Origin of the sequence: Streptomyces sp. NBC_00523, assembly GCF_036346615.1 — a bacterium.
GTDB lineage: Bacteria > Actinomycetota > Actinomycetes > Streptomycetales > Streptomycetaceae > Streptomyces.
In genome coordinates, this window is sequence record NZ_CP107837.1 from 74370 (window position 1) to 94572 (window position 20203).

The following is a 20203-nucleotide window of genomic DNA, read 5'->3' on the forward strand; positions in this document are numbered from 1 at the left end:
AGCATCCGCGCCATGACGGTCCTGCCTGACGACGGGCTCTCCCTGGCCGCCGAGTTCCCCGACCCGACACATGAGCAGTGGCAGCGCCTGGTAGAGGGCGTACTGCGCAAGTCGGGCAGGGACGCCTCCGGCGACGCCGCGGAAGAAGCATTGTCCACCCAGCTCCAGGACGGGCTGACCGCCCGTCCTCTGTACACCGCGCGCGAAAGCCCGCCCGAACCCGGCGCCGTGGGCCTTCCCGGCTTCGCCCCCTTCGTCCGCGGGGGCAGGGCCGCGGGCAACGCCGCGAGCGGCTGGGACGTACGCCAGCGGCTCACGGGCACCGACCCCGCACGCGTGAACGAGGCCGTACTCGCCGATCTGGAGAACGGAGGCACCTCTCTCTGGCTCCCCGTCGGCACCGACGGCATTCCGGCCGGGGACCTCGCCCCGGCCCTGGCCGGGGTCCACCTGGACCTCGCGCCCGTAGTACTGGACGCCGGTGCCGACCACGCGGAGGCGGCACGCGCGTTCCTGGACCTGTGTGCCGAGCGCCGGATGCCCCCCGCGTCCGTACGCGCGAACCTCGGGGCCGATCCGCTGGGCCACGAGGCCCGGACCGGCGAGCCGCTCGACATCTCCGGCCCCGCCGAGCAGGCCCGGGCCCTCGCCTCGCGGTACCCCCTGGTCCGTACGCTGACCGTGGACGTCCTGCCGTACCACGAGGCGGGCGGCAGCGCCGCGCAGGAGCTGGGCCTGTCCCTGGCCACCGGGGTCGCCTACCTGCGCGCCCTCACCGAGCACGGCCTGGACGCGGAAGCGGCCCTGGGCCAGCTGGAGTTCCGGTACGCGGCCACCACCGACCAGTTCCTGACCATCGCCAAGCTGCGGGCGGCGCGCCGACTGTGGGCGCGGGTCGCCGAGGCCTCGGGCGCCCCCGAAGCCGGCGCCCAGCTCCAGCACGCGGTGACCTCGCCGGTGATGATGACCCGGCGCGACCCGTGGGTGAACATGCTGCGCACCACCGTAGCCGCTCTGGCCGCCGGAGTGGGCGGCGCGGACGCGGTCACCGTGCTCCCCTTCGACCACGGGCTGGGCCTGCCCGACGCGTTCGCCCGGCGCATCGCCCGCAACACCTCCTCCATCCTGCTGGAGGAGTCCCATCTCGCCCGCGTGATCGACCCGGCGGGCGGCTCGTACTACGTCGAGCGCCTCACCGACGAACTCGCGCACGCCGCCTGGGCGTTCTTCAAGACCGTCGAGAAGGAGGGCGGCCAGGTGGCCGCGCTGCGCTCGGGCCTGGTCGCCGAACGCCTCGCCGCCACCTGGGCCGAACGCCGGAAGGGCCTGGCCAAGCGCCGCGAACCGGTCACCGGAGTCAGCGAGTTCCCCCTCCTGGCCGAGAAGCCGGTGATCCGTGAGCCCGCGCCCGCGGCTCCGTCCGGCGGCCTGCCCCGCGTTCGGCGCGACGAGGACTACGAGGCGCTGCGGTCCCGCTCGGACGCCCATCTGGCGGCGACCGGGAGCAGGCCGCGCGTGTTCATCGCCGCGCTGGGCCCGGCGGCGGTGCACACCGCGCGGGTCTCCTTCGCCTCCAACCTGTTCCAGGCGGGTGGCATCGAGCCCGTCCACGAGCCGGTGTCCGTCGACCCTTCGACCGTCGCCGAGGCGTACCTCGCGAGCGGTGCGGACGCGGTCTGCGTGTGTTCCAGCGACGCGCTGTACGAGGAGCAGGCCGAGGCGGTCGTCGAGGCGCTCGTCGGGGCGGGTGCGCCGCTGGTGTTCCTGGCCGGCCGCCCGGGGACGTATCGCGGTGTGGACTCGTACGTCTTCGCGGGATGCGACGCGGTCGCCGTGCTGGCCCTTGCCCTCGACCGTATGGACGTGACCCATGAGCAGTAGGAACATCATCCCCGACTTCTCCGCCCTGGGCCTTGGCTCCCCCGCTCCCGTCGGTTCGGACGATCTGTGGCAGGCGGAGGTGAAGGAGACCACGGGGTCGGCCCCGGCCGATCTGCTGTGGGAGACCCCCGAGGGCATCGGCGTCAAGCCCCTGTACACCGGGCACGACCTGGAGGGCCTGGACTTCCTCGGTACGTACCCGGGCGTCGCGCCGTACCTGCGCGGCCCGTACCCGACGATGTACGTCAACCAGCCCTGGACGATCCGGCAGTACGCGGGTTTCTCCACGGCCGAGGAGTCCAACGCGTTCTACCGCCGCAACCTGGCAGCGGGTCAGAAGGGCCTCTCGGTCGCCTTCGACCTGCCGACCCACCGCGGCTACGACAGCGACCACCCGAGGGTGACCGGCGACGTGGGCATGGCGGGTGTGGCGATCGACTCGATCTACGACATGCGTCAGCTCTTCGACGGCATCCCGCTGGACCGCATGTCGGTGTCGATGACGATGAACGGCGCGGTCCTGCCCGTCCTCGCGCTGTACATCGTGGCCGCCGAGGAACAGGGCGTGCCGCCCGAGAAGCTGGCCGGGACCATTCAGAACGACATTCTGAAGGAGTTCATGGTCCGCAACACCTACATCTATCCACCGAAGCCCTCGATGCGGATCATCTCCGACATCTTCTCGTACACCTCGCAGAAGATGCCGCGCTACAACTCGATCTCCATCTCCGGCTACCACATCCAGGAAGCCGGGGCGACGGCCGATCTGGAGCTGGCCTACACCCTCGCCGACGGGGTCGAGTACCTGCGCGCCGGACGCGGCGCGGGCCTCGACGTCGACGCGTTCGCACCCCGGCTGTCCTTCTTCTGGGCGATCGGCATGAACTTCTTCATGGAGATCGCGAAACTCCGCGCCGCCCGGCTCCTCTGGGCCAAGCTCGTGCAACAGTTCGACCCGAAGAACCCCAAATCGCTGTCGCTGCGGACACACTCGCAGACGTCCGGGTGGTCGCTGACCGCGCAGGACGTCTTCAACAACGTCACCCGCACCTGCGTCGAGGCCATGGCCGCCACCCAGGGCCACACCCAGTCACTGCACACCAACGCCCTGGACGAAGCACTGGCCCTGCCCACCGACTTCTCCGCCCGCATCGCCCGCAACACCCAGCTCCTCCTCCAGCAGGAATCCGGCACCAACCGCGTCATCGACCCCTGGGGCGGCAGCGCCTACGTCGAGAAACTGACCTACGACCTCGCGCGACGCGCCTGGCAGCACATCGAGGAGGTCGAGGCCGCAGGCGGCATGGCCAAGGCCATCGACGCCGGCATCCCGAAACTCCGCATCGAGGAAGCCGCCGCCCGCACCCAGGCCCGCATCGACTCCGGCCGCCAACCCGTCATCGGCGTCAACAAATACCGCGTCGAGACCGACGAACAGATCGACGTCCTCAAGGTCGACAACACCTCCGTACGCGCCCAGCAGATCGACAAACTGCGCCGCCTGCGCGAGGAACGCGACGAGCAGACGTGCCAGGCGACGCTGAGTGCGCTGACCGCCGCCGCCGACCGGGGCGACGGCAACCTCCTCGCCCTGGCCGTGGACGCCGCCCGCGCCAAGGCCACCGTCGGGGAGATCTCCGACGCGCTGGAGAAGGTCTACGGCAGGCACGCGGGCCAGATCCGCACCATCTCCGGTGTGTACCGCCACGAGGCGGGCGGGTCTCCTCGCGTCGAACGCACCCGGGCCCTCGTCGGCCGGTTCGAGGAGGCCGAGGGGCGCCGTCCCCGCGTCCTGGTCGCCAAGATGGGCCAGGACGGGCACGACCGGGGGCAGAAGGTCATCTCCACCGCCTTCGCCGACCTGGGCTTCGACGTGGACGTCGGCCCGCTCTTCCAGACCCCGGGCGAGGTCGCCCGGCAGGCGGTCGAAGCTGACGTGCACATCGTGGGCGTCTCGTCCCTGGCCGCCGGCCACCTCACCCTCGTCCCCGCGCTGCGTGAGGCACTGGCGGCCGAGGGCCGCGAGGACATGATGATCGTCGTCGGTGGCGTCATTCCCCCCGCCGACATCCCCACGCTCCTCGACATGGGCGCCACCGCGGTCTTCCCGCCCGGGACCGTCATCCCCGACGCGGCCCATGATCTGGTGGGGCGGCTCGCCGCCGAACTCGGCCACGAGCTGTAGCGGGCCGCCGGCTGTTCCCCCACACGACGACTGCCGCTCGTGGTCACCTGGACGGTGATCACGAGCGGCAGTCGCTTTCCCGGAGGGGTCAGGACGCGGTCAGGACCTCGTGGAGGCGGGCCGCGAAGCCCGTGGGGTGGGTCTTGAGGCCGTTGTGGCCGCCGGGGACGGATTCCAGCGGGGTGCCCAGACGGTCCGCCAGGTTCCGGGCGCAGCGGTAGGACCAGCTGCGCTCGGAGGGGCGGCCGGCCAGCGGGACGACGCGGGCCGGTCCGGACTTGAGGGCGTCGAGGTCGGCGTCGGACATCAGGTGGTGGCGGTAGGAGCCGATCTCGTGGGCGAGGAAGAACTCGATGTTGGCGAGCTGTTCGGGGGTCATGGGCGCCGGTACGACGTCCGGTTCGGCGTCCTGGGCGGTCACGTCGATGTCGTTGAACCGGGCCATGTGGCCCAGCGCGGGGCCCCAGCCGGAGGTGCGGTAGTCGCTCTCGGCGGCGGCGATCAGACCGGCGGCCGCCTCCCGGTCGGCGCCCGTGAGCAGGGCCAGTTCGGACGGCTCGTGCGCCGCGTACACCGACACCAGGTCGGGCCGGCGCGCGGTCAGGTGCAGTCCGATGACTCCGCCGACGCTGTGGCCGAACAGCAGCGAGGGTCCGTCCGCGAGGGCCTCCATCAGCAGCGCCAGGTCCTCGGTGTGCACCTGCGGGCCCAGTTCCGGGGCGGGGTCGCCCACGGCGGAGCGGGACATGCCGCGCCGGTCGTAGGTGACGACCGTGTACCGGTCCGCGAGCCGCTCGACGAGGGCCGCGGTGCGGCGCGCGTCGCCCCCGCCGCCGTCCATCAGGAACAGCAGCGGACCGGTCCCGGTCTTCTCGTAGTAGAGCTCGGTGCCCGGTACGGACACGTGGGCGGTCGTGGTCACCATGCGGGAACTTCCTTGATCGTCACGACGCCGGCGGAGCTGATCCAGCCGGGTCCCTGGGAGAGCAGCAGGACGTGGTCACCGGGCGCGAGCTCTCCGGTGCGCACCAGGTGGTCGAGGGAGATGACCAGGTCGGCGGCGCCGACGTGGCCGACGGAGCGGCCGAAGTCCCAGCTGGAGCGGGACATCGGAAGGCCGAGGGGGGCCATGACCGAGAACTCGATCATGCGCCCGTCCTGGTTGATGGGGATGACGCGGGCGATGTCGGAGGCGTTCAGCCCGGCGTCGACCAGCGAGCGGTGCACGATGTCGAGGTCGAACGCGCCGATCCGTTCGACGGTCTCCGCGAGCGACATCTCCCGCTCGTTGAACAGGGCGGCCCGCTCGGCCACGGCCAGCCGCTCGCCCGCCCCGTCCTGCGGCGGCAGCAGCGACTCGTCGCCGCGGTGCCACGCCTCGAGTTCGGGCAGCGTCCCGGAGTTGACCGAGCGCAGCTCGGCGAAGCCGTCCTCGCTGCTGAGTACGGCCGCGGCCGCCCCGTCGGCGAGGATGTAGGAGTCGCCGAAGCCGCGCCAGCGGTCGATCAGCGGGGTGGAGAAGTTCTGCGCGGTGGTCAGCAGCGCCGTCTCCACCTCGGCGGCGCCGGTCATCTGCCCGACCGCGACCTCCATCGCGGCGAGCATGCCGTTGCAGCCCTGCCGGATGTGCAGCGACGGCACCCGGCCGACCCCGAGTTCGCGCAGGACGTACGCGGGCGGGTAGGACCCGTCGGGCCCCTGGTAGTAGACGCCGCTGTGCACGTGCGACTCGACGTCCTCGGCGTCCAGGCCGGACCGTTCCAGTGCCTGCCGGGCGGCGGTGACCGCCATGTCGAGCGCCGGTATCCCGTCCGACACATGGGTGCCGGTCAGACCGCTCGCCTTGTACACCTCCTCGTCGTAGAGGCCGTCCGCGACCGCGTCCTCGGCACTCACCCGGCGGGGCAGGAACACCCCGACCGAGCTGATGTACACGCCTTCCACTCTCACGCCATGTCTCCTTGGTGACTCGGCTGTCTATCGGCCGAAGATCTGCTGCTTGATGTGCTGGGCCAGCTCAGCCGAGGTGGGCTGGTCGAAGACGACACCGGGCGGCATGCGCAGCGCGGTGACGTCGTTGAGGGCGTTGCGCAGGGCCAGTGCCGAGAGCGAGTCGAAGCCCATGTCCCGGAACTTGCGGTCCGCGTCGATGGCGTCGCCGGAGCCGTGGCCGAGCACGTTCGCCGCGTGCTCCCGGACGAGGTCCAGGAGCAGGGCGTCGCACCCGGCGGCGTCGAGGGCGAGCAGCCGCTGCTTGAAGCCGCCGGCCCCGGCCGGGCCCTCCTTGACGGTGCGTCGGGCCGGTCCGCGGACCAGGCCGCGCCACAGGGCGGGCAGCCGGCCGGCCGCGGCGAGCGCGGCGAGCGCCTCGAAGTCCGGCTCGGCCACGACGACTCCGGCCGCGCCGACCGCCGTCGCGGCGTCCAGCAGCTCCCCGTCGACGGGCCCGGCCGTCCCGGGGCGGCCGGACAGGGCCACGGCCGCGGTCCCGCCGCTGCGCAGCGCCCGCGCCCAGGCTTCCAGGAAGGCGCCGGAAGCCCCTTCCTCCTCGGAGAGCATGACGTAGGCGGCGTCGGGCCCGGCCGCCTCGCGCAGGGCCGGCGCGGTACGGGCCGTGTGGGCCGCCTCGGCGGATACGTCCTCCTGCGGGTCCACGGCGTGGACGACGGCGATGACCGGGTGGGCCGGGGGGACCGCCGCGAGGGCGTCCGCCAGGGCCGTCGGGTCGGCCGGGTCGACCGGGGCGACGGTCACCCGGGCTCCGGCGGCGGTGAGCCCGGCTTCGAGGTCCGCCGTGTCCCGCGTGCCGACCAGCAGCAGGTTCCGCACACCGTGCCGCTCCGCCAGCCGGCGGGCGTACGGCTCGGCCTGCCGGCCGACGACGAGGACCGTGCCCTCGGGGTCGTACGCGGGCCACGTGCCGGCGACCGCCGGGACGAGCCGGGGCACCTTGAGCGTGCTGCGACGCAGGGCCAGTTGGTCGTGCCCCGCGGCGAGGGCCTTGACCAGGGAGCGCCACGACGCCTTGCTCCCGTCGGTGTCGGCCAGGACGAAGCGGTCCGGGTCCGTCTCCTGGGCGGCGCGGACCAGACCCCATACCGCCGCGGCGGCGGGGTCGCCGCCCTGCGGCGCCGAGGCCGCGGTGGCGTCCTTGGTGAGGAACACCAGCCGGGAGCCGGCGAACCGGGCGTCCGCGAGCCAGGTGCGGACGCGCTGTGCCGCCTCCGCCACCTCCCGTCGTACGGAGGTGGCGACGTCTCCGTCCGCGGTGGCCGCCACGGACACCAGGACGACCTCGGGCGCGGGGGCGCCCTCCGCCTCGATCCGGGCCGCCAGGGCGTCGAGACCGGGGTGGGCCTCGGCGTACGTACCTGCGGCCATGAGCCCGGAGCGGGCCCGGAAGGCGTCCTCGCCGACCACCGCCCAGCTGTGCGGGGCCGCTGCGGCCACCGGGGCGGGCTTCTCGTCGGTCCACTCGACGGTGTACTGCCCGCCGCGCTGGGCGGACGCCGCCTGCCGGATCCGGTCGTCGGCCCCGTCCTCCAGCAGCATCGCGCCGACGGTGGCGACGGGCGCCCCGCTGCCGTCCGCGATCTCGATGGCGACGCCGAGGGGTGCGTCGGCGGTGGGCACGACGCGCACGCGCAGGGTGGTGGCGCCGACGGCGTGCAGAGTGACGTCGCGCCACTCCACCGAGGTGGCCCCGGCCGGGAGACCGGTCAGGACGGCGGAGCCGAGCGCCGCCTCCAGCAGGGCGGGGTGCAGGGCGTACCCCGCCGGGTCGTGCCCCTCACCGGACGCGATCTCGGCGTACAGCTCTCCGTCGCGCCGCCAGGCCGCCCGTATGCCGGGCAGCGAACCCGCGTCGAGCGGTTCGGCGTCGAGCGGCGGCCAGGCCTCCAGGTCCCATCCCGGGGCGGGCTCGTCGGCGGCCAGGACGGCCGTGGCGTGCCGGGTCCAGGCGGTGCCCGGAGCCCTGCCCTCGCGGCGGGAGTGCACGGACAGCCTGCGCAGCCCGTCGTCCTCCGGCTCTCCGACCTCGACCCGCAGCTGCACGCCGCCCCGACGGGGTACGACGAGCGGTTCGTGGAGCGTGAGTTCGTCCACCCGGCCGGTACCCGCCTCCTCTCCGGCCCGCAGGGCGAGCTCCAGGAACGTGGCACCGGGCAGCGTCTCCGCGTCGCCGAGCCAGGGCTGGGCGGTGAGCGAAAGGCGCCCCGTGTAGAGCAGTGATCCGGAGCCCGGCAGCTCGACCGCCGCGCCGAGGAGCGGGTGCGGGAGGGCACCGGGGCCCAGGTCGGAGACGGTGGGGGTGGCGGCGTGGGAGGCGGAGAGCCAGTAGTGCTGACGCTGGAAGGGGTACGTGGGCAGGTCGACGGGGTGGCTGACCTCGGGAAGCTGCGGGGTCCAGTCGACGGGGACGCCGTGGGTCCACGCCTGGCCGACGGACAGCAGGAACCGCTCAAGCCCGCCCTCGTCCCGGCGCAACGACGGCACCGCGAGCGCCGCGACCGCACCGGCGGCCTCGAAGGTCTCCTGAAGACCGATCGTCAGAACCGGGTGGGCGCTGGACTCGATGAACGTGGTGAAGCCGTCCGCGAGCAACTTCCACGTCGTCTTCTCGAACTCGACCGTCTGCCGCAGGTTCCGGTACCAGTACCCGGCATCCAGTGCCGCGCTGTCGACCACCTCGTTCGTGACGGTCGAGTAGAACGGGATCTCCGGAACGCGAGGCGCGACCGGCGCCAGGAGCTGCGCCAACTCGGCCTGGATGGACTCCACGTGCGGGGAGTGCGAGGCGTAGTCCACCGCGATACGGCGGGAACGCACCCCGTCCGCGTCGAGCACCGCGACCAGCTCGTCCAGGGCGCTGTCCGTACCCGAGACCACGGTCGAGGACGGGCCGTTGACCGTAGCCACACCCAAGTCGTCCGGCCACCGCGTGAGATACGGGCGCACCGCGTCGGCGGGCAGCGCGACCGACAGCATCCCGCCCCGGCCCGCCAGCGCGATGATCGCCCGGCTCCGCAGAGCCACCACCAGCGCACCGTCCTCCAAGGACAGCGCACCCGACACCACAGCCGCCGCGATCTCGCCCTGCGAGTGTCCGACGACCGCATCCGGCACCACGCCATAGGAGCGCCACGCCTCGGCCAGGGACACCATCACCGCCCACAACGCGGGCTGGATGACATCCACCCGCCCGAGCAGCCCCTCGGGGTCGCCCTGGAGCAGCACCGGCAGCAGATCCCAGTCCGTGTACGCGGACAAGGCACGCGCGCACTCCTCAAGCCGGGACCGGAACGCCGGCGACGCCTCGAACAGGCCCGCCGCCATGCCGATCCACTGCGAACCCTGCCCCGGGAAGACGAACACCGTGCGACCCGTGACCGCCTCACCCGTCACCACCGAGCCGGCCGCATCGCTCCCGGCCAGGGCGCCAAGGCCGGCAAGGAGCTCCGCGCGCCCGCTGCCGAGCACCACGGCCCGGTGGTCGAAACGCTCACGTGAATCGACCAGAGCGGCAGCCACCGCCCCGGCCGACTCCTGCGGATTGCGCTCGACGAAGCCCGCGAGCCGCACCGCCTGCTCACGCAGCGCCGACGGACTCTTCGCGGAGACCACCCACGGCACGTTCGCCGGCGCCTCCGTGTCGGCCCGGTACTCCTGCTCCGGGGCCTGCTCCAGGATCATGTGGGCGTTCGTGCCCGAGATACCGAACGACGACACGGCGGCGCGGCGCGGACGCTCCAGCTCCGGCCACGGCCGCTGCTCGGTCAGCAACTCCACCGACCCCTGGGACCAGTCCACGTGCGACGTCGGCGTGTCCACCCCCAGGGTCTGCGGAAGGACTCCCTCGCGCAGGGCCAGCACCATCTTGATGACGCCGGCCGCACCGGAGGCGGCCATGGTGTGGCCGATGTTGGACTTCAGCGAGCCGAGCCACAGCGGCTGTTCGGCCGAGTGCTCCTGCCCGTACGTCGCGATCAGCGCCTGCGCCTCGATCGGGTCACCGAGCTTGGTGCCCGTACCGTGCGCGTCCACGACGTCGATGTCCGTACCCGTCAGACCGGCATTGGCCAGCGCCTGGCGGATGACGCGCTGCTGGGAGGGGCCGTTCGGCGCGCTGAGGCCGTTGCTCGCACCGTCCTGATTGACCGCCGAGCCCTTGATGAGAGCGAGCACCGGGTGGCCGTTGGCCCGGGCATCCGACAGCCGTTCCAGCAGCAGGACGCCCGCGCCCTCGCCCCACGCCGTTCCGTCGGCCGCGTCCGCGAACGCCTTGATGCGGCCGTCGGTGGCCAGGCCGCGCTGGCGGCTGAACTCGGTGAACATGCCGGGCGTGGCCATCACCGAGACGCCGCCCGCGACGGCGAGCGAGCACTCTCCGCCGCGCAGGGACTGCGCGGCCTGGTGCAGGGCGACCAGCGAGGAGGAGCAGGCCGTGTCCACGGTGATCGCGGGGCCTTCGAGGCCGAGGAAGTAGGCGAGGCGGCCGGATATGACGCTGGTGGTCTTGCCGGTGAGCAGCAGGCCGTCGACTCCTTCCGATGCCTCGTGCATGAGGGAGCCGTACTCCTGGAAGAGCGCGCCGACGAACACTCCGGCCTGGCTGCCCTGCACCGACTCCGGCGGGATGCCCGCTCGTTCGAACGCCTCCCAGGCCGTTTCCAGCAGCAGACGCTGCTGCGGGTCCATGGCGAGCGCCTCACGCGGCGAGATCCCGAAGAAGTCGGCGTCGAACTCGGCCGCCTCGTAGAGGAAGGAGCCCTTGCGGACATAGCTCTTGCGGGAGCGGTCGGGGTCGGCGTCGTACAGGGCCTCCAGGTCCCAGCCGCGGTCGTCGGGCAGGTCGGCGGCGGTGCCGGCGCCCGCGGTGAGCAGTTCCCACAGGTCCTCGGGAGAGGACACCCCGCCGGGCAGCCGGCAGCCGAGGCCGATGATGGCTATGGGGTCGTCGGCGGTCCCGGCGCCGTCGGTCGGCGGGCCCTGACGGACGGCTGCCGGGGCCGCGGTCGTGTCCTCGACGCCGAGCAGGCCGCGCAGGTGGGCGACCATCGCGTCCGGGGTCGGATGGTCGAAGACGGCGGTGGCCGACAGGCGCAGCTTGGTCGCCTCACCGAGCCGGTTGCGCAGTTCGACGGAGGAGAGGGAGTCGAACCCGAGCGTCTTGAACTTGCTGTCGGGCCCGATCGACGCCGGGGAGGAGTGACCCAGCACGGTCGCCGCGTTGGTCCGTACGAGATCCAGCAGGGCCCGGTCCAGGTCGCTGCCGGTGAGTCCGGCGAAGCGGTCTGCGGCCCCGGTGGTCGCGGCGGCCGACGCCGCGGCCCTGCGCGCCGTGCGGGCGCGGACGAGTCCGGAGAGTACGGGCGCCAGCGCGCCGCTGTCGGCCTGGGTACGCAGCCGGGCGAGGTCGAGACGGGCCGGGACCAGGGCGGCGCCGGGGTCGGTGAGCGCCCGGTCGAAGAGGGCCAGTCCCTCGGACGAGCCGAGGGGCACCAGACCGGCCCGCGTCATGCGGGCGAGGTCGGCCTCGTCCAGGTCACCGGTGAGTTCGCTGCGCTGGTCCCAGAAGCCCCAGGCCAGCGAAGTGGCGGGGAGTCCGGCGGCCCGGCGGTGCGCGGCGAGGGCATCCAGGTAGGTGTTGGCGGACGCGTAGTTGGCCTGGCCGGCGCCTCCGATGGCGCCCATGACGGAGGAGAAGAGGACGAAGGCGGCGAGGTCGGTGTCGCGGGTGAGTTCGTGCAGGTGCCAGGCGGCGTCGGCCTTGGGGCGCAGGACGGTGTCGAGGCGCTCGGGGGTGAGTGCGGTGACCGTGCCGTCGTCCAGGGCGCCCGCGGTGTGGATGACCGCGGTGAGGGGGTGGTCGGTGGGTACGGCGGCCAGGAGCGCGGCAAGCGCGTCCCGGTCGGCGGCGTCGCAGGCTGCCAGGGTGACGGTCGCACCGAGGGCTTCGAGTTCGGCCCGCAGGGTGTCGGCTCCGGGGGCGTCGGGGCCGCGTCGGCTGGTCAGGAGGAGGTGGCGGGCTCCGTACGCGGTGACCAGGTGGCGGGCGAAGAGCGCGCCCAGGGTGCCGGTGCCGCCGGTGATCAGGACCGTTCCCTCGGGGTCGAGAGCGGGCGGCACGGTCAGGACGATCTTGCCGACGTTCTGCGCCTGGCTCAGGAAGCGGAAGGCTTCCGGGGCCCGGCGGATGTCCCAGGCACGGACCGGCGAGTGGTGCAGTGCGCCCGACTCGAAGAGGGCGACGATCTCGGTCAGCATGTGCCGGAACTTCTCGGGGTCCCGGTGCGCGACATCGATCAGGTCGAACGCCTGGTAGGCCACCCCGGCATGGGCGGCGGCGACCTCGTCCGCGTCGCGGATGTCGGTCTTGCCCATCTCGACGAAGCGGCCGCCGCGCGGCAGCAGCCGCAGCGAGGCGTCCACGAACTCCCGTGCCAGGCAGTCGAGTACGACGTCCATGCCGCGGCCGTCCGTCGCCTCCCGGAACCGCTCCTCGAAGTCGAGGGTGCGCGAGGAGGAGATGTGCGCGTCGTCCAGGCCGGAGGCCCGCAGCGCGTCCCACTTGGTGGGGCCGGCGGTGCCGTAGACCTCGGCGCCCAGGTGGCGCGCGAGCTGCACGGCCGCCATGCCGACTCCTCCGGCGGCGGCGTGCACGAGGAGGGTTTCGCCGGACCGCAGCCCCGCGAGTTCGACCAGGCTGTAGTAGGCGGTGCCGAAGACGATGGGCATGGCGGCCGCGTCCTCGTACGACCACGTGTCGGGGATACGGACGACGAGCCGGTGATCCACGACCGATACGGGTCCGAAGGAGCCGGGCAGCATGCCGGTGACCCGGTCGCCGACGGCGAGACCGGTGACGTCCGCGCCGGTCTCGGTGATCACACCGGCGCCCTCGGTGCCCATGGACGCCTCGCCCGGGTAGACGCCGAGCGCGATCAGCACGTCACGGAAGTTGAGCCCAGCGGCCCGGACCGCGACCCGCACCTCCAGCGGCCCGAGCGGGGCGGCCGCCTCGGCGCCGGTCACCAGGGTGAGGGCCTCCAGCGTGCCGCGGGCGGTGACGTCCAGGTGCCAGGGCTCGTCCCCGGCCGGGGGGAGCAGGAGGTCGGCGCGCCCCGCCGCACGGGCCAGGCGCGGGACGAGCACCTTGCCCGCGCGCAGGGCGAACTGCGCCTCGCCACAGGCGAGTGCGGCCGTCAGGCCCGCAGCGGAGGCCGGGTCGTCGTCCAGGTCCACGAGGACGAAGCGTCCGGGGTTCTCCGTCTGAGCGGTACGCAGCAGGCCCCAGACGGGTGCGTACGCGGGCGCCCCGGGCGCGGTCGCGGAGTCCGTCGCGACGGCCCCACGCGTCACGACGACCAGGCGGGCGTCGGCGAACCGGTCCTCGGCAAGCCACTCCTGGACCGCGGTGAGCACCTGGTGGACGGCGGCCCGGGCGGCGTCCGGCGTGCACCGGTCGTCCGCCGCGTCCGCGGTCAGGAACAGCAGGGCGTCGGCGGAGTCCCCGTCCGTCCGCGCGTCGCGGAGAGCGGTGAGGTCCGCGTAACGGGTGGCCCGTACGGAAGCGGGCCCGGCCCCGACGACGACGAACGGCCGGGCTTCGGTGTCCTGGGCGGCCTGCACCGGGGTCCAGTCCAGGTGGTACAGCGCGTCGTCGGCGCCAACGGAGCCCTGCCCCAGCTGGGCGGGGTCCACCTCGCGGAGTGCGAGGGAGGTGAGGGTGGCGACGGGTTGTCCGGTGGTGTCGGTGATGTGGAGGGTGATGCTGTCGGTGGGGGTGGGGGTGATGTGGACTCGGACGGTGGTGGCGCCGGTGGCGTGGAGGTGGATGCCGGACCAGGCGAAGGGCAGGCGGGGTGCGGGCAGTTCGGTGCCGGGGGTCAGGAGTGCGGTGTGGAGGGTGGCGTCGAGCAGGGCGGGATGGATGCCGAAGGTGTCGGCATCCTGGTGCTGGTCCTCGGCGAGGGAGACCTCGGCGAAGACATCTTCCCCGTTGCGCCATGCGGCCTGGACACCCTGGAAGGCGGGCCCGTACTCGTAACCCGCCGCCGCCAGTTCCTCGTACAGCGTGCTCGTGTCCAGCCGGACCGCCCCGGCCGGCGGCCACACCGCATCGGCGGACACCCTGGGGGTGTTGCCGTGGCCGAGTTCGCCGGTGGCGTGCCGGGTCCAGAGGGCGCCCTCGGTGTCGGGGCGGGAGTGGATGCCGACGCTGCGGCGGCCGTCCTCGTCGGGCTCGCCGACCTCGACGCGCAGGAGGACGGCAGCGGAACCGGTGAGGACGAGGGGGGCTTGCAGGGTGAGCTCTTCAAGGACCTCGCAGCCGGTCTCGTCGGCCGCGTGCAGCGCGAGGTCGACGAAGGCGGTGCCGGGCAGCAGGACCGTGCCGGAGACGGCGTGGTCGGCGAGCCACGGGTGCGACTTCAGCGAGAGCCGACCGGTGAAGACGGTGCCGTCGGAGCCGGCCAGGTCGATCACGGCACCCAGGAACGGGTGCGCGGCGGTGGTGAGCCCGGCGGTGGAGACGTCACCGGTCGTCTTGACGGGGTCGAGCCAGTAGCGGGTGCGCTGGAAGGCGTACGTGGGCAGGTCGAGCGGGTGCTGGGGCTCGGGGAGGGCTGTGGTCCAGTCGACGGGGACGCCGTGGGTCCATGCCTGACCAACGGAGAGCAGGAACCGGTCCAGGCCGCCTTCGTCCCGGCGGAGCGACGGCACTGCGAGCGCCGCGACCGCTTCGGCGGCCTCGAAGGTCTCCTGAAGACCGATCGTCAGGACCGGGTGAGCACTCGACTCGATGAACGTGGTGAAGCCGTCCGCGAGCAGGGCCCGGGTCGTCTTCTCGAACTCAACCGTCTGACGCAGATTCCGGTACCAGTACCCCGCGTCCAGGACCGCGCTGTCCACGACCTCGTTCGTGACGGTCGAGTAGAACGGAATCTCCGGCACCCGGGGAGCGACCGGGGCCAGGAGCTGCGCCAGCTCGGCCTGGATCGACTCGACGTGAGGGGAGTGCGAGGCGTAGTCCACCGCGATACGACGCGAACGCACCCCGTCCGCGTCGAGCACCGCAACGAGCTCGTCCAGAGCGCTGTCCGTACCCGAGACCACGGTGGAGGAGGGGCCGTTGACCGTGGCCACGCTCAGGTCGTCCGGCCACCGCACCAGGTACGAGCGCACCGCGTCGGCGGGCAGCGCGACCGAGAGCATCCCGCCCCGGCCCGCCAGAGCGATGATGGCCCGGCTCCGCAGAGCCACCACCAGGGCGCCGTCCTCCAAGGACAGCGCACCCGAGACGACAGCAGCCGCGATCTCGCCCTGCGAGTGCCCCACCACCGCATCCGGCAGGACCCCGTAGGAACGCCACGCCTCGGCGAGGGAGACCATCACCGCCCAGAGAGCGGGCTGGATCACGTCGACCCGTTCCAGCAGGCCCTCCGGGTCACCGTCCAGCAGGACCGGCAGCAGATCCCAGTCCGTGTGTACGGACAAGGCACGCGCACAGTCTTCGAGCCGGGCCCGGAACGCCGGCGACGCCTCGAACAGGCCCGCCGCCATACCGATCCACTGCGAACCCTGCCCCGGGAACACAAACACCGTACGGCCCGCGACCGCCTCGCCCGCCGCTCCGGCATCCGCACGCAGCGCGTCCAGCAGTTCCTGCCGGGTGCTGCCGACCACGGCCTTGCGCTGCCCGAACACCGTACGGTGCGAGACCAGGGCGGTCGCAACAGCGCCCGGCGTGAGCTCCGGGGCACTCTCCACGAACTCCGTCAGACGAGCCACCTGATCACGCAGGGCCTCTTCAGTCCGACCGGACAACACCCACGGCACCACACCACCGACGGAAACCTCCGGCAGCGACGCCTCCGGGGCCTCCTCCAAAATCATGTGCGCGTTCGTGCCCGAGATCCCGAACGAGGACACAGCCGCACGGCGCGGGCGGTCCAGCTCGGGCCACGGCCGCTGCTCGGTCAGCAGCTCCACCGAGCCCTGGGACCAGTCCACGTGCGACGTCGGGTCGGTGACATTCAGCGTCTGCGGGAGGATTCCCTGACGCATCGCCATGACCATCTTGATCACACCACCCACGCCTGCGGCGGCCATGGTGTGCCCGATGTTCGACTTCAACGACCCCAACCACAAAGGCTGTTCGGGGGCCCGCTCCTGCCCGTAGGTGGCGATCAGGGCCTGCGCCTCGATCGGGTCACCGAGCTTGGTCCCCGTCCCGTGCGCCTCCACCACATCGACGTCCGTGCCGCTCAGACCCGCATTGGCCAGGGCCTGACGGATGACACGCTGCTGAGAGGGGCCGTTCGGCGCGCTGAGCCCGTTGCTCGCACCGTCCTGGTTGATCGCCGAACCCTTGACGAGAGCGAGAACCGGGTGGCCGTTCGCCCGGGCATCGGACAGCCGCTCCAGGAGGAGGACGCCCGCGCCCTCGCCCCAGGCCGTGCCGTCCGCACTGGCGGAGAACGCCTTGCACCGGCCGTCCTGCGACAACCCCTGCTGCCGCGAGAACTCCACGAACATCCCCGGCGACGACATCACCGTCGCACCACCGGCCAGGGCAAGCGAGCACTCACCACTGCGCAACGACTGAGCCGCCAGATGCAGAGCGACCAGAGAAGCCGAGCACGCCGTATCGACCGTGACCGCCGGGCCTTCCAGGCCGAGGGTGTAGGAGATACGGCCCGAAGCAACACTCGCCGTGTTGCCGGTGAGGAGGTACCCCTCCGTCCCCGCAACCGGCTCCGCCAGGCGCGGACCGTACTCCCCGGTCATCGCACCGACGAACACACCCGTCCGACTGCCCTTGAGCGACTGCGGAACAATTCCGGAACGCTCCAGCGCCTCCCACGCCGTTTCCAGCAGCAGGCGCTGCTGCGGGTCCATGGCGAGCGCCTCACGCGGCGAGATCCCGAAGAACTCCGCGTCGAACCCGTCCACCCCCTCCAAGAACCCGCCGTACCGGGCGTAGGACTTGCCCGGCACGCCGCGCTCGGTGTCGTACAGCCCCTCGACATCCCAGCCACGGTCCTCCGGCCAGTCCCCGATCGCGTCCCGGCCTTCAGCGACCAGCCCCCACAGCCCTTCCGGGGAGACCACTCCACCCGGATAGCGGCAGGCCATGCCCACAATCGCCAACGGCTCGTCGGAGCCGGAGGCAGAAACGGCGTCGGGGAGGTCGCGCGCATCGCTGGTGCCGAGCAGCGCCGTCACGATGTGGCGGGCCAGCACGAGCGGCGTCGGGTAGTCGTAGACGAGCGAGGACGGCAGAGCGATGCCGAGGTCGGCGGCCAGGCGGCTGCGCAGCTCGACGGACGACAGGGAGTTGTGGCCCAGCTCCTTGAAGGGCAGGGCGGGGTCGAGCACGTCGGTCGCGTCGTACTCCAGCACCTCTGCGGTGTGGCGGCAGATGAGGTCCGCGATCAGCGCCTCCCGCTGCCTCTCGTTCAGCCCGCGCAGCCTGCCGGCCCAGGTCGTCCCGTTCTCGACCTCGTCGGCCTCCTGCTCGGGGGCGGGGGCGGAGGACGCCTGGGGTGCGTCGGGGACGTCGATCCAGTAGCGCTTGCGCTGGAAGGCGTACGTGGGGAGCTTGACCCGGTTCCCGCCCGGCAGGAAGGCGGTCCAGTCGACATCGGTCCCGCTGGAGTAGGCGGTGCCCAGCGCCCGGAGCAGTGTTTTGGCCTCGTCACGCTCACTCTTGAGTGCGGAGGCTGCGGTGGGGGTGTCCAGGGTGTTCTGAACGAGGGACGTCAGGACGGGATCCGGGCCGAGTTCGAGGTACGTGGTGATGCCCTGGGCGTCCAGGGTGCGGATGCCGTCATCGAAGCGCACCGCCGCACGGATCTGACGCGCCCAGTAAGCGGGGTCCGTCAGCTCGTCCGCGACCTGGCCGGTGACGTTCGATATGACGGTGATGTGCGGCTCGTTGAACGTGAGGGAGCCGATCTCCTGCTCGAACTCGGCCAGGGCCGTGTCCATGTGGCCGGAGTGGAACGCGTGCGAGACCGTGAGGCGCTTGACCTTGACCCCACGGCTACGGAACAGCTCCTCCAACGCCTCAACCGCGTCCGCGTCACCGGAGACGACCACCGCTGCCGGACCGTTCACCGCAGCCAGCGACACACCCTCGACCAGCTCCGGGACCACATCGGCTTCCGGCGCGGCGATCGCGAGCATCGCCCCGCCCGCACGCGCGGCCTGCATCAGCCGGCCTCGTACCGCGACCAGCGCACACGCGTCCTCCAGCGAGAACACCCCCGCCGCGAACGCGGCGGTCACCTCACCGATCGAGTGACCGATCAGCGCATCCGGACGCACACCCCACGACGACACCAACGTGAAAAGAGCCGACTCAAGCGCGAACAGGGCGGCCTGCGTGAACCGGGTCTGATCCAGCACCGGATCGCCCCCGAACACCACATCCTTCAACGACCGGCCCAGAGGCACGTCCAGATGCGCACAGGCAGCATCGAACGCCTCGGCGAAGACCGGGTACGCCTCATACAGCTCCCGGCCCATCCCTGCCCGCTGGCACCCCTGCCCCGTGAACAACAACGCCGTACCCGCAGCACCCGCCACCGGCCGGCCGCCCCGCACCGACTCCAGACCCGCGACCAGCTCCGCACGATCCGCACCGATCACCACCGCGCGGTGCTCGAAAACCGTGCGCGACGAGGCCAGCGAGTACCCGACATCCAGCAGCGACGGGTCAGAGCCGCGTACGAACTCGGCGAGCTTGTCCGCCTGCGCGCGCAGTGCCTCCGCGCTGCGCCCCGAGACCACCCACGGCACCAGGACCGGGTCCGCACCCTGCACGGCAGGGGCCCGCTCGGGGGCCGGGCGGAGAATCAGGTGGCAGTTCGTCCCGCCCATACCGAACGAGGACACACCCGCGATACGGGATCCCTCCCACACACCCGTCGATGTCTGGACCCGCAGATTCAATTCATCAAGATCAATCGCCGGATTCACCGACTCGAAATTCAGACTCGCCGGCACCACCCCATACCGCACCGACATCGCGGCCTTGATCAGACCGACAATCCCCGCCGCACCCTCCAAATGCCCGACATTCGTCTTCGCCGAACCCACGAGAAGCGGCTCGGCGCGCCCCGGGGCATTCCCCAGCACCATTCCCAGAGCCGCGGCCTCGACCGGATCACCCAACGCCGTCCCGGTCCCGTGCAGTTCCACGTAACCGACCTCGCCCGGCGCCACACCCGCCCGCTCACAAGCAAGCCGCAACACCCCGGCCTGACCCTCCACACGCGGAGCCGTCAGACCATCACCACCACCATCATTGTTGACCGCACCACCCGCGATCACACACACCACATCATCACCATCAGCGACCGCATCCTCCAGCCGCTTCAGAACAACAAGACCCCCACCCTCACCCCGCACATAACCATTCGCCCGGCCATCGAAAACAAACGCACGCCCATCCGGCGACAACCCACCGAACTTCGACACCGCCACCGAGGACTCCGGCGCCAGCATCAAATTCACCCCACCCGCCAACGCCAACGACACCTCACCACGACGCAACGCCTCACACGCCTGATGCACCGCCACCAACGCCGACGACTGACCCGAATCCACCACCAACGACGGACCCGTCAAACCCAACAGAAACGACACCCGATTCGCGATCACACTCCGCGCAAGACCCGTCGACGTGAAAGCACCGATCCCCTCCACACCACCTCGACGCGCCAAAACCGCATAATCGTCCGCCATCGCCCCCACGAACACACCCGCGGCAGACCCCCGCACCGAACCCGCCACCACACCGGCGTCCTCGAACGCCTCCCACGCCAACTCCAACACCAACCGCTGCTGCGGATCCATCGCCACAGCCTCACGCGGCGAAATACCAAAGAACCGCGCGTCAAAACCATCAACCCGACTCAAAAACCCCGCACGCCGAGCCACCGACTTCCCCGCCACCGACGGATCGGGGTCATAAAACCCCTCACCGTCCCAACGATCCGAAGGCACCTCGCCCACCGCATCGAGCCCACCGACCAGCCCCTCCCAGAACTCCCCCGGGCCACTCTCGGCACCCGGGAATCGGCACGACATTCCGACAACGGCAATGGCCATGGACTCGTTCATCTG

The 20203-nt window shown here is 71.9% G+C and carries 4 protein-coding genes and 1 pseudogene; 2 read left to right on the plus strand and 3 right to left on the minus strand.

Going from position 1 to position 20203, the window contains the following annotated elements:
• Positions 1-12: 12 nt before the first annotated feature.
• Complete coding sequence (locus tag OHS17_RS32990; RefSeq protein WP_330315479.1) at positions 13-1881, plus strand: methylmalonyl-CoA mutase family protein; 1869 nt, start codon at positions 13-15, stop codon at positions 1879-1881.
• Positions 1871-4066 (plus strand): methylmalonyl-CoA mutase, encoded by a 2196-nt coding sequence (gene scpA, locus OHS17_RS32995; protein ID WP_330315480.1) that lies wholly within the window; start codon positions 1871-1873, stop codon positions 4064-4066. The genes OHS17_RS32990 and scpA overlap by 11 nt, the downstream gene beginning before the upstream one ends.
• Positions 4067-4154: 88 nt before the next feature.
• Here scpA and OHS17_RS33000 read toward each other — a convergent pair whose 3' ends face one another.
• The 3 genes and pseudogenes from OHS17_RS33000 to OHS17_RS33010 all read right to left on the minus strand — a co-directional run.
• Positions 4155-4991 carry an alpha/beta fold hydrolase gene (locus tag OHS17_RS33000; protein WP_330315481.1) on the minus strand — a complete coding sequence of 279 codons (837 nt, stop codon included), beginning with the start codon at positions 4989-4991 and terminating at the stop codon, positions 4155-4157.
• Entirely contained in the window at positions 4985-6016 is a 1032-nt protein-coding gene (locus tag OHS17_RS33005) for a ketoacyl-ACP synthase III family protein (protein ID WP_330315482.1), read from the minus strand. The genes OHS17_RS33000 and OHS17_RS33005 overlap by 7 nt, the downstream gene beginning before the upstream one ends.
• Positions 6017-6079: 63 nt before the next feature.
• Positions 6080-20200 (minus strand): annotated as a pseudogene (locus OHS17_RS33010) (SDR family NAD(P)-dependent oxidoreductase); the annotation flags it as partial.
• Positions 20201-20203: the final 3 nt, after the last annotated feature.